Origin of the sequence: Enterocloster sp. OA13 (genome assembly GCF_022440595.1) — a bacterium.
Classification (GTDB): Bacteria; Bacillota; Clostridia; order Lachnospirales; family Lachnospiraceae; genus Enterocloster; species Enterocloster hominis.
On record NZ_JAKNTF010000001.1, the window covers coordinates 1,329,333 to 1,341,878 of the forward strand.

General features: G+C 50.7%; 12 protein-coding genes. All 12 read left to right on the plus strand.

The annotated features are described in order from the left end of the window. Positions 1 to 2: 2 nt before the first annotated feature. The gene (locus MCJ35_RS05835) at positions 3 to 941 is read left to right on the plus strand and encodes a TDT family transporter (RefSeq protein ID WP_025482534.1); all 939 of its coding nucleotides are present in this window, start codon (positions 3 to 5) and stop codon (positions 939 to 941) included. A gap of 297 nt (positions 942 to 1,238) precedes the next feature. Then, positions 1,239 to 2,441: an acetate/propionate family kinase gene (locus tag MCJ35_RS05840; protein ID WP_025482531.1), complete on the plus strand. Its 1,203-nt coding sequence runs from the start codon at positions 1,239 to 1,241 to the stop codon at positions 2,439 to 2,441. A 105-nt stretch (positions 2,442 to 2,546) separates the two neighbouring features. Further along, positions 2,547 to 3,299 (plus strand): acyl-[acyl-carrier-protein] thioesterase, encoded by a 753-nt coding sequence (locus tag MCJ35_RS05845; protein WP_025482530.1) that lies wholly within the window; start codon positions 2,547 to 2,549, stop codon positions 3,297 to 3,299. Continuing rightward, complete coding sequence (locus tag MCJ35_RS05850; protein ID WP_025482528.1) at positions 3,292 to 4,125, plus strand: CvfB family protein; 834 nt, start codon at positions 3,292 to 3,294, stop codon at positions 4,123 to 4,125. The genes MCJ35_RS05845 and MCJ35_RS05850 overlap by 8 nt, the downstream gene beginning before the upstream one ends. 148 nt (positions 4,126 to 4,273) lie before the next feature. Then, the gene (locus MCJ35_RS32520) at positions 4,274 to 4,486 is read left to right on the plus strand and encodes a DUF6783 domain-containing protein (protein WP_051400548.1); all 213 of its coding nucleotides are present in this window, start codon (positions 4,274 to 4,276) and stop codon (positions 4,484 to 4,486) included. A 2-nt stretch (positions 4,487 to 4,488) separates the two neighbouring features. Beyond that, the gene (locus MCJ35_RS05855) at positions 4,489 to 5,331 is read left to right on the plus strand and encodes a YitT family protein (protein WP_025482527.1); all 843 of its coding nucleotides are present in this window, start codon (positions 4,489 to 4,491) and stop codon (positions 5,329 to 5,331) included. Positions 5,332 to 5,558: 227 nt separating this feature from the next. Then, complete coding sequence (locus MCJ35_RS05860) at positions 5,559 to 6,671, plus strand: ABC transporter ATP-binding protein (protein WP_008726084.1); 1,113 nt, start codon at positions 5,559 to 5,561, stop codon at positions 6,669 to 6,671. 141 nt (positions 6,672 to 6,812) lie between these two features. Further along, positions 6,813 to 7,901 (plus strand): PucR family transcriptional regulator, encoded by a 1,089-nt coding sequence (locus MCJ35_RS05865; RefSeq protein WP_008726083.1) that lies wholly within the window; start codon positions 6,813 to 6,815, stop codon positions 7,899 to 7,901. A gap of 13 nt (positions 7,902 to 7,914) precedes the next feature. Further along, on the plus strand, positions 7,915 to 8,583 hold the full coding sequence (ftsE, locus tag MCJ35_RS05870) for a cell division ATP-binding protein FtsE (protein WP_008726081.1): 669 nt from the start codon (positions 7,915 to 7,917) through the stop codon (positions 8,581 to 8,583). A gap of 6 nt (positions 8,584 to 8,589) precedes the next feature. After that, entirely contained in the window at positions 8,590 to 9,498 is a 909-nt protein-coding gene (locus tag MCJ35_RS05875; protein WP_008726080.1) for a cell division protein FtsX, read from the plus strand. A 33-nt stretch (positions 9,499 to 9,531) separates the two neighbouring features. Continuing rightward, positions 9,532 to 10,740: a murein hydrolase activator EnvC family protein gene (locus MCJ35_RS05880; protein WP_008726078.1), complete on the plus strand. Its 1,209-nt coding sequence runs from the start codon at positions 9,532 to 9,534 to the stop codon at positions 10,738 to 10,740. Between the two features lie 77 nt (positions 10,741 to 10,817). Then, a complete protein-coding gene (locus MCJ35_RS05885; protein ID WP_488473311.1) occupies positions 10,818 to 12,173 on the plus strand; it encodes a S41 family peptidase in 1,356 nt (451 codons plus the stop codon). Positions 12,174 to 12,546: the final 373 nt, after the last annotated feature.

The window sequence follows — 12,546 nt, forward strand, 5'->3', positions numbered from 1 at the left end:
CTATGAAAGAGAGACTGAAAAACATGCCCATCCCGGTAGTGGCAACCATGCTGGGCGCGGCAACGCTGAGCAATATCTATCAGGGACTTGGATATGACTGGGTCCGCCATCTGACCATGTGGGCGGCCACGGCAGTGCTGCTTTTTTATATCGGGAAAATCATCCTTTACCCTTCGGTTGTAAAGGGGGAGTATAAGAATACGGTCCCGGCCAGCCTCTATGCGGGAATCACCATGGTAACCATGATTCTGTGCAGCTATTATAAGGACTGGGCGCCGGGTCCGGCCAGGATTGTCCTGATTGCGGCTGTCTGTATCCACGCCGTACATATCCTGGTTTTCCTGTTTAACAATGTGTTTCACGGCGTGAAGCTGGATACCTTTGTCCCAAGCTGGTTCGTTACATTTAACGGGATCATGGTATCCACCGTGGTAGGCTTGGCCATGCTGCCTCCCATCATGGCAAAGGCCGTGCTGGTATGGGGGCTGTGCATTTACACCATCACCATCCCCTTCATGGTGTGGAGGCTGGCCACAAGGGAAGTCAAACCGGCTATGTGCCATACCCAGGCCATTGTGCTGGCCCCCTGCAGCCTTTGCCTGGCAAGCTATCTGAACCTGGCTCAGGAACCCAGCATGGTTCTTGTGGGCGTCCTGTTTTTCTGTGTTCTTGCCTCGCTGGTATTCATCATTGTCAAGCTGCCCGTATTTTTTGCGGTTCCCTTTGCGCCCGGTTTTGCAGGACTTACCTTCCCCATGGCAATTGGGATCGTGGCCTCCAACAAGGCGGCTGCCTTTTTCACTGGCGCGGGCCAGGAGACCCTTGGCTATGTGGTGAAACAGATTGCGGGTATACAGATTTACCTAACAACGGCCATCATCGGCATGGTATTGTTCGGTTTCCTGAAAATGCTCTTTGGCCCCGGCAAAAAGGCGGCTTAACAAGAATCCGGCTTTCACTTATGGCATGGATGGATTCTTGATCCTACATATGCGTCCGCTTAGGCGGGCGCATATTTTTATGGACACCTTCCGGGAACTGGTATATAATTTTCCTAACAAGTATAAGGATGTGGCTGAAAATTGCTTTCCGCCGTCTGCCCTGTGGGGAGCTGGCGGTGGACTTCTTAGGGCAGTTGGCGGGAATGGATTTCCGGACACACCCCGGGTATGGCTGAACCATCATTTCCGCGGGATGATGGATGTTCGGACATTTCCCGGAGGGAAGGGGAGGTTCACATGAAAATTCTGGTTATCAACAGCGGCAGTTCCTCACTGAAATTCCAGGTGATTGATTCGGAAACCGAGCGGGTCCTTGCAAAGGGGCTTTGTGAACGGATTGGGATTGACGGCCGTTTTACCTATAAAACAGATACAGGCGTGTCATTGAAGGAGCCGGTTCCCATGAAGGACCACAAGCAGGCGGTACATACCATACTGGATATGCTGTCGGACCCGGATAAAGGCGTAATCAGGGAATTTTCAGAGATTGACGTGGTGGGACACCGGCTGGTCCACGGAGGGGAGAAGTTCACTGGCTCTGTTGTCATCAGCGAAGAAGTCATTCATGCCATGACGGAGTGTAATGACCTGGCGCCCCTGCATAATCCTGCCAATCTGGTGGGGGTGGAGGCCTGCCGTGAACTGATGCCGGACACCCTGATGGTGGGGGTATTTGATACGGCATTTAACCAGACCATGGAGCCAAAGGCATTTCTGTACGGCCTTCCCTACAAGTACTATGAACGGCATAAAATCCGCCGCTACGGTTTTCATGGAATCAGCCATAAGTACGTTTCCCGCAGGGCGGCCCAGTTCATGGGACAGGACCCGGGGCGGGTGAAGACCATTGTCTGCCACCTGGGGAACGGCGCCAGTATCTGTGCGGTCAAATACGGTCAGGTGGTGGACAACTCCATGGGATTCACGCCTCTGGAAGGGCTGGTGATGGGGACCCGCTGCGGCGATGTGGATGCGGGGGCGCTGGAATATCTTGCTAAGAAGGAGGACCTGGACATCAAGCAGATCGTGGCCATACTGAACCAGGAATCCGGGGTACTGGGCATATCCAAAAATTTTTCCAGTGACTTTAGGGAATTAAAGGATGCGGAAATCAAATACCACGAAAAGGCAACCCTGGCCAGGGAGATATTCGCATACAGGGTGGCCAAGTACGTGGGCAGCTACGCCGCTGCCATGAACGGCGTGGACAACATTGTCTTTACGGCCGGAATCGGTGAAAATGATTCCGATATACGTGAGGAGATATGCAGTTATCTGGAATACCTGGGCATTACCATTGACGAGGTAAAGAACCGGGAGCAGGCAGAGGCCGTGAAGATATCAGACGGCACCTCCAGGGTCAATGTACTGGTCATAAAGACCAATGAGGAACTGGAGATTGCCCGGGAGGCGGCTGCCGTGGCGGAAGGGCTTGTATAATCCGGTTTATCTGTGATACAATGTCCTGGTACACTGACGCTGTACAGGAAGATTCATGATAGGATTCATGACGAAAGGCGAAACGAAAGGCAGAACGAGGTAAATATGTATACGATTAACAGCAGGGTCCGTTATAGTGAGACGGACGAACGCGGACAGCTCTCCCTTACTGGGATCATCAACTATATGCAGGACTGCAGCACGTTCCAGTCAGAGGATGCAAGGGTTGGTGTTAAGTACCTGGATACAGGCCACAGGGCGTGGCTTCTGTCCTCCTGGAGGATTATGATTGACCGCTATCCAAAGCTTGGGGAATGGCTGGTGGTAGGGACATGGCATTGTTCCTCCAAAGGGATTTACGGGTACCGTGATTTCGTAATCCAGGACGAAAAGGGGCATGACTGTGTCAGGGCGGCTTCCGTGTGGTTTCTCTATGATACGGAGAAAAACATGCCAATCCGGGTACAGCCGGAGGACACGGAGCCTTACGGTGACAGGGAACCGCCCCTTGAACTTGGCCCGGCGCCAAGGAAGATAGCGGTGCCGGTAACTTATGAGACAGGGGAACCCATCGTGGTGGCGCGGCATCATATTGATACCAACCACCATGTGAATAATGCCCAATATGTGGATATGGCCAGGGAATCCATCCCGGAAGGGCTTAAAATCAGGGAAATACGGGCAGACTATAAGAAAGCGGCTGTTCTGGGTGATGTCATCATTCCCCATGTCAGCCAGGAGCCGGACCACGTGTGGACGGTTGCCTTAAACAATACGCAGGATGACGCCTACGCAGTGATATGGCTGCGGACCGAACCGGAAGAAGAGGCCGGACCAGAGGGGGAGAAAGATGATTGAATTAGGAAAAGTACAGGAACTTGAAATATTAAGGGAAAAAGATTTTGGCGTATACGTCGGTGAGAATGCAGGGGATGAGGCATCGGTCCTCCTTCCAAAAAAACAGGTCCCGGAAGGGGCAAAGGTGGGGGATAAGATCCAGGTATTCATTTACAAGGATTCCTCGGACCGCCTGATTGCCACCACGGCCGCACCCAAGCTCCAGGTGGGGGAGACCGCCATGCTGGAGGTAAAGGATGTGGCGAAGATAGGGGCTTTTCTGGACATGGGATTGGAGAAGGACCTGCTGCTGCCTTTTAAGGAGCAGACCCATCCGGTACGCAAGGGGGAGCACTGCCTTGTTACCCTTTACGTGGACAAGAGCAGACGTCTGGCAGCCACCATGCGGGTATATTCCCATATGAGCAACCAGTCCCCATATAAAGCGGATGACTGGGTGAACGGTACGATTTATGAGATTAATGATACCATTGGGGCATTTGTGGCAGTGGACAATAAATATTATGGGCTGATACCGAAAAAGGAGCTTTTCGGAAGGTTCCGGGAAGGCGATACGGTGCAGGCCAGGGTGACCAGGGTGCGCGATGACGGGAAGCTGGATCTGTGCGCGCGGGAGAAGGCCCATGTGCAGATGGGGACGGACGCAGAGGCCGTGCTCAAGGTAATCGATGACTTTGACGGGGTGCTTCCTTTTAACGACAGGGCCAACCCGGATGTCATCATGCGCGAGTTCCACATGAGCAAGAACGCATTTAAACGTGCGGTCGGCCGTCTTCTGAAGGAAGGTAAGATCCGCATTACGGAAAAGACCATTGAGCGTATATAAATGCAGATAAATGTGTATAAATGCAGATAAAGATGCGTAACCGGCAACCGGAGTCATCAGGCAGTCCCATATACGGCGGCTGCCTTTTTATGTACCGGGGCATGCCGTGGGCGTGGATGGATTTACAGGGATGTACGGGGATACGCGGATGACGGAGCGCAAGTTTCAATTACACCTTAGGGCCTGTTTGAAAATTCATTCCCGCCATCTGCACGCCCCACTTCGTGGCATATTTGGCCCAAATTCACTTAACGTAGCCCGCTACGCCGCGTTCATTTGGGCCAAATCTCCCACAAAGTGGGACGCACAGCTGACGGAAAGCAATTTTCAAACACACCCTAGCGTGGGGAGGGAGATATGACTATGAACAGAAGAAGCCCGGCAGTAGATTATATCCTTATTGTGGCAGGGACATTCCTTATTGGGTTTGCAATTAAAAATATCTATGACCCGGTCAGCATGGTAACAGGAGGCGTGTCCGGCCTGGCCATCATTGCCAAGGAGCTGTGGTCCGTTCCTTTGTGGCTGACCAATACCGTTCTCAATATCCCGCTGTTTGCCGCGGGCCTGTTTGTCATGGGATGGAAGTTCATCAAGCGGACCCTGTTTGCAACCGTGATGCTTTCCGTTTCCCTCTATATCCTGCCCGAAGGCTCTTATATGGGAAATGACATCCTGCTGTCAGCACTGTTCGGAGGTATCATAAGCGGCGTGGGCACCGGGATGGTGTTTTTGACCAGCTGTACCACTGGCGGTACCGATATGCTGGCAGCCCTGGTACAGAAACGGATGAAGCATTACACCCTGGCCCAGATCATGCAGGTGCTGGACGGGCTGATCGTGATAGCCGGCGCATCCGTGTTCGGGATCAGAAGCGCCCTGTACGCGCTGATTGCCATCTTCTGCGTGGCAAAGGTAACGGACGGGCTGATTGAAGGACTGAAGTTTTCTAAGCAGGCATATATCATTTCCGATGTGTATGGACAGATTGCGGATGCCATCATGGAGCGCATGGGCCGTGGGGTCACCAGCCTGGACGCCAGGGGCATGTACTCTGACCAGGAGAAGAAAATGCTTTTCTGCGTGGTTTCCAAGAAGGAAATTGTGCAAATCAGAGAAATTGTGGCCGAGTTTGACCCCAAAGCCTTTGTGATTGTCAGCGATGCAAGAGAAGTTTTCGGTGAAGGATTCATTGAATTCCATTGATTTCCGGGTTTGATTAACATAATTAACAAAAAATTTACGGAAAATATTGGAATGCATTGTGATTTACAGCACATTTTTTTTTTCGTATACAAATTAGCTAAATCCCCAAAATGGATTTTGTGGATTTACAATATGGATTCCTCATTTGCTTTCATGTATGATATTAACAGTTACACGAAAGGCGTTCATGCATGTAAGCAAAGCGAATTTTAGGAGGAAAAGACAGGATGGCTAGTTTATTACTGAAGAATGTAACTAAGAAGTATCCAAACGGTTTCGTTGCAGTTAAAGAGTTTAATCTGGAAATTAAAGATAAGGAATTCATCATTTTCGTAGGACCTTCAGGATGTGGTAAGTCCACCACCCTTCGTATGATTGCCGGTCTGGAGGACATTTCTTCCGGCGAGCTTTACATCGATGACAAGCTGGTGAACGACGTTGAACCAAAGGACAGGGATATTGCAATGGTATTCCAGAACTATGCACTTTACCCGCATATGTCCGTATATGACAACATGGCATTCGGCCTGAAACTGAGGAAGACACCAAAGGAAGAAATTGACCAGAAGGTACGTAACGCTGCTAAGATCCTCGACCTGGAGCATCTTCTGGACCGTAAGCCGAAAGCGCTTTCCGGCGGCCAGAGACAGCGTGTTGCCATGGGCCGTGCCATTGTCCGCAGCCCCAAGGTATTCCTGATGGACGAGCCGCTGTCCAACCTGGATGCCAAGTTAAGGGGACAGATGCGTGTTGAGATTTCCAAGCTTCATCAGAGGCTGGAGACAACCATCATCTATGTAACACATGACCAGACTGAGGCCATGACACTGGGAACCAGGATTGTAGTCATGAAGGACGGCGTGATCCAGCAGGTGGACAGCCCGCAGAATCTGTATGATAAGCCATGCAACAAGTTCGTTGCCGGATTCATCGGAGCGCCTCAGATGAACATGATTGATGCCGCAGTGGGCAAGGATGGCAGCGATGTGACCCTCAGCTTTGGCGGACATACGGTTGCACTTCCGGAAGGAAAGGCAAAGAAGCTGGAGGAAGCAGGCTATGTGGGCAAGACAGTTACCCTTGGCATCCGTCCGGAGGACCTGCATGATGAGGAATCCTTCCTTTCCATGTCGCCTAAGAGCGTATTTGATGCAACCATCCGTGTATACGAGATGTTAGGCTCCGAGGTCCTGCTGTACTTTGATATTGATGATGCTGACTTTACCGCCAAGGTGAACCCGCGCACCACTGCAAGACCCGGTGATACCATCCAGCTGGCACTGGATTTAGAGAAAATCCATATTTTCGATAAGGACACGGAACTTGTGGTTCTTAACTAAGTTTCATAAACCGTAAATGAAATTTAAGGTAAAAAGAAGCAGGAGAGCATACAACTCTCTTGCTTTTTTTGTAATTTTGCATTAAAATATGAAAATAGGGATATTAGTTACTCCGAATACGTTTGAAAAGGAGATTATAGAATGATTTCAAATCAGATACTTCAGACCACACTTGATGGATTAAAGGCAATTACGAGAATTGATTTGGGTATATGTGATACAGAGGGAAAAGTGCTGGCATCCACATTTACAGATGCAGAGGATTCCGAAAGCTCCATATTGGTGTTTGTGGATTCACCGGCAGACAGCCAGGTGATTCAGGGCTACCAGTTCTTTAAGGTGTTCGATGAGCACCAGCTGGAATACATCCTCCTTGCCAAGGGTGCAAGCGATGATGTATACATGGTGGGGAAACTGGCCGCATTCCAGATCCAGAACCTGTTAGTGGCATACAAGGAGCGTTTTGATAAGGATAACTTCATCAAGAACCTGCTTCTGGACAACCTGCTGCTGGTGGATATCTACAACAGGGCCAAGAAGCTGCACATTGACACGGATGTAAAGCGTGTCGTATTTATCATCGAGACCCATAATGAGAAGGATGTCAACGCGCTGGAGACAGTAAGAAGCCTGTTTGCATCCAAGACCAAGGACTTCATCACGGCCGTGGATGAGAAGAACATCATCCTTGTGAAGGAAGTCCGTCAGGGCGAGTCCTACAGCGAGCTGGACAAGACCGCCAACACCATCCTGGATATGCTGAACACCGAGGCCATGACCAAGGTGCGTGTTTCCTATGGAACCACCATTAATGATATTAAGGAAGTGTCACGTTCCTACAAGGAAGCCAAGATGGCCCTGGATGTAGGAAAGATTTTCTATGCCAGCAAGAATGTGATTGCATACAACAACCTGGGAATCGGACGCCTGATTTACCAGCTTCCTATTCCGCTGTGCAAGATGTTCATCCGCGAAGTGTTTGACGGCAAATCACCGGATGATTTTGACGAGGAGACACTTGCCACCATTAACAAGTTCTTTGAGAACAGCCTGAATGTGTCTGAGACTTCCAGACAGCTGTATATCCACCGCAACACCCTGGTATACCGCCTGGATAAGCTTCAGAAGAGCACAGGCCTGGATCTTCGTATCTTTGAGGATGCCATCACATTCAAGATTGCGCTGATGGTTGCAAAGTATATGAAGTATATGGAGAGCTTGGACTATTAAACCGGAGTAACAGATGATAGAATTAAGTCGCGTATGCAAGACCTACGAAACCGGCAGCAAGGCTGTGAAGGATATTTCCCTTACCATTGATGACGGGGAGTTTGTATTCATCGTAGGCAGGAGCGGTTCCGGCAAGAGCACGCTGATGAAGCTGCTTTTAAAGGAACTGGAACCCACAAAGGGACGTATTGTGGTGAACGATATGGACCTGGGAAGGATGCCGAGACGGTATATTCCCAAATATCGGAGAAGATTAGGCGTGGTCTTTCAGGATTTCAGACTCCTGAAGGACCGCACTGTGTTTGAGAATGTGGCATTTGCCCAAAGGGTAATCGGGGTGCCGGGCCGGGTGATTAAAGAGACCGTGCCTGAGATGCTCCGGCTGGTTGGGCTGTCTTCCAAGTATAAGGCCTATCCCAGGCAGCTTTCCGGAGGAGAGCAGCAGAGGGTGGCCATTGCCAGGGCTCTCATCAATAACCCGGAAGTACTTCTGGCGGATGAGCCTACCGGTAATCTGGACAGCTTTAACACCCATGGAATCATGAAGCTTCTGGAGGAGATTAACCAGAGGGGGACAACTGTGATTGTGGTCACACACAGTCAGGAAATGGTGGATGAGATGAATAAGCGTGTCATTACCATGGAACGGGGGTCGATTATCAGTGATGAGAGGGGCAAATAAACAGCAATGAGGATCAGTACATTTTGGTATTGCCTGAAACAGGGCGTCATTAATATATGCAGGAATATTTTGTTTTCGCTGGCTTCCATAGCGACTATTTCTGCATGTATTTTTTTATTCTGTCTTTTTTTTGCCCTGGTGGCCAATGTGCAGAATGTTTCGAAGACAGCACAGACAACGGTCGGCATAACCGTGTTCTTTGACGAACAGCTTCCGGAGGAACAGATCCTGGCTGCGGGCGATATCATCCGCGGCTGGGGGGAGGTCAGGGAAGTCAACTATGTGTCGGCCAAACAGGCATGGGAGAATTTTAAGACACAGTATTTTGAGGGGATGGAGGAACTGGCGGAAGGGTTTGCAGATGATAACCCGCTGTCAGGCTCTGCTTCCTATGAGATATTCTTAAACAGCCTAGAGGACCAGGATGGGATTGTCAACCGGCTGGAGGGCATGGAGGGCGTGCGCAAGGTGCGCTATTCCAGCGCGGCCGTGGCAGGCTTTACCAGCGCGGGCAGGATGATTGGGGCATTGTCCGTGGTCATTATCGGCGTGCTGCTGGCAGTGGCCGTGTTCCTGATCAGCAACACCATTTCGGTGGCAGCCTCCTTCCGGCGGCGTGAAAATGAAATCATGCGGTTCATAGGGGCTACCAATTATATGATACGGGCGCCGTTTGTGGTGGAAGGGGTGCTCTTAGGCGCCTTTGGGGCGGTAATCCCTTTGATCGGGATGTATTTCCTGTATCAGAAGGCGGTCATCTATGTAAATGAACAGTATCAGATGATAACAGGGCTTTTCAGGCCCATTGCCCTGGGGGATATTTTCCCTTATATGGCAGGTACGGCAGGCGCGCTGGGGATTGGAATCGGCTTCTTTGTAAGCTTTTTCACGATTCACCGCCATCTGAAGGTTTAGTGCCTGTCTGAAACGTTGGGAAAGGAGCGTTCCATGAAGGGAAACAGACGGATCCGGGCAGCGGCTTTGGCCGGCGGCCTGCTTCTGGGAGGGATGGCTGCATTTTCCTCCTATGCCACAAGCGTGGAGATTGAGGACGCCAAGAAGCAGGTTTCGGCCCTGGAAGAGGAAAAGAAAAAAGTAGAAAGCACCCTGAACCAGCTGGAAACGTTGAAAGCGGATACGGCTGCCTATGTAAAGAAGCTGGACGGCAGCCTGTCGGCATTGTCAGATGAGCTGTCCCAGCTGGAGACACAGATTACGGTCAAGGAATCGGAGATAGAGACAGCCAGGGTGCAGTTAGAGGAAGCAAAGGGTGTGGAAGAACACCAGTACAGCACCATGAAGCTGCGCATCAAGTACATGTATGAGAATGGGGAGAGCAGCTTTGTGGACATGGTCATGGAGTCCGGAAGCATTTCCGAACTTCTCAACAGGGCTGAATATGTAAGCCAGATTGCTGAATATGACAGGAAGATGTTAAAGGAATATGCGGCTGCAAAGGATGAGGTGGCGGACAGGGAACTGGCCCTTGAGGAAGAACACCAGGGCCTTCTTTCGTTACAGGAGACTACCCAGGCCAAACAGGCGTCCATGCAGAAGCTGATGGATTCCAAAAAGGCAGAGCTGGATTCCTATAATTCCAAGATTGCATCGGCCCAGTCTGAGATAGACCAGTATAATGCGGACATCAAAGCCCAGGAAGACCAGATGAAAAAAATCGAGGCCGAGATGAAGCGCAGGGAAGAGGAAGCCAGGAAAAAGGCAGAGGCGGCCGGCAAAACGTATACCGTGTCAAATTTGGGGAATATTAGCTTTAAGTGGCCCTGTCCATCCAGCAGCCGCATCACCTCCAATTTCGGGGACAGGGAATCGCCTACGGAAGGCGCTTCCAGCAACCACAAGGGAATGGATATCGGCGCCGCAACGGGAGCGGATATCATTGCGGCGGCGGACGGAGAGGTTGTGATTTCTACATACAGCTATTCAGCTGGCAATTATATCATGCTTGACCATGGAGGCGGCGTCAGCACGGTTTATATGCACTGCTCCAAGCTTTTAGTGGGCGTTGGGGAGAAGGTGAAGCAGGGACAGGTGATTGCCAAGGTGGGTTCCACCGGCTATTCCACCGGTTCCCACCTGCACTTTGGAATCCGTTCAGGAGGGACTTATGTGAATCCCCGCAGTTATGTTAGCCCCTGATGCGTCATAAGTATAGATTAGAAGGGACAGATAGGAGACTTAAATTGGATAATCGCGATTTTGATCAACAGAGAAATATGGATGGGAACGGCAATCCGGACGGAGGCGCGGGGCGCCAGGGTAATGGAAGGAACCGGTTCTGGGCCGGTGTGCTGGCCGGGGCCTTGGTTACTGCCTTTGTGGGCCTGATTGTGGTGGGAATGTCGGCCGGCATATACATTTTCGGAAAAAAGGTGTTGAACCATCAGCCGGGTGCCCAGACAGAGGGACGGGCGCCCGCGATCTCAAACGGGACCAAGAAGCCGGAAGGCGTGGATTTTGGGCGTGTGACGGCCAAGATGGATTTAATCCAGCAGATCATAGGGGAATACTTCCTGTATGAAGAGGATGCGGAAAATGTGGAGGACTTTATCTACCGCGGCATGCTGGCTGGCCTGGATGACCCTTATTCCGTGTACTATACGAAGTCCGATTATACGTCGCTTCAGGACAGCACCAAGGGTACCTATTCAGGTATCGGTGCCATGATCAGCCAGAACCGTACCACCGGACTTTGCACCATTGTAAAGGTATTTGAAGGATCGCCTGCCCTGGAAGCAGGCATGCAGCCCGGCGACATCATCTATAAGGTTGGGGATACCATGGTTGCCTCTGAGAGCCTGGATGTGCTGGTGAACAACTACATCAAGGGCGAGGAAGGCACTCCGGTGGAGATTACGGTTTACCGCGCGGATAAGGATGAATATGTGGACCTGACCGTGAAACGGCGTAAGATAGAGGTGCCCACCGTGGAGCACAGGATGATGGACGGCAATATTGGATATATCGCTGTCAGTGAATTTGATGTCATCACAGTGGAGCAGTTTGAAGCTGCCGTGGATGAACTTCAGAAAAATGGAATGGAAGGCCTGATCATCGACCTGAGAAGCAATCCAGGCGGTGTCCTGGACGGCGCCGTGAAGATGGCGGATTACCTGCTTCCCGATGACATTTCCAAGTATGACAAGGGAGAGGGCAAGACCCTGATTGTGTACACGGCTGACAAGAATGAGAAGGGCGATGTATATACCGCATCCGACAAGCATGAGCTTGACCTGCCGATTGTCATACTGGTAAATGGAGACTCCGCAAGCGCTTCAGAGGTATTTACAGGCGCCATGAAGGATTATGACAGGGCAACCGTGGTGGGGACCACCAGCTATGGAAAGGGAATCGTACAGAACCTGATTCCTCTGGGGGACGGCTCTGCAATTAAGATTACCACAGCCCATTATTATACCCCAAGCGGATTTGACCTCCATGGAAAGGGGATTGAGCCGGACGTGGAAGTGGAACTGGATGAGAAGCTTAAGACCCAGGCCGTGGTGAAGCCGGAGGAGGATAACCAGATCCAGAAGGCGGTTGAGGTGCTGGAAGGCAAGCTGGGGAAGTAGACGGCGTTGTTTATTGTTAGGGACGATGAGATGGATGGGAGTGACCTGCCGGTGGCAGTCACTCCTGTTTTGCTGTTTGGATTAACCGGGATGTTGCCTGCTGGAACTGAGTCCTGGTTGCCGGACCAAGCCCCTGACTGTCGGATTCGCTCCTGTCCGTAATTTTAATACCTTATGGAAGACGGTTCAACCGGACAATACAGATATTGGGGAAACAGAACAAACATTCGATTACGGTCTATACTTTCTAAGGGCAATCTGGTATAATGAATGAAGTGTGTTATGGATAATGTAAGTTGGACAAAAGAGTAAGAAATTCATTATAAAATCTTATAGGATGCTATTTTGTGCTGTTCAGTAGTAAATAATATAG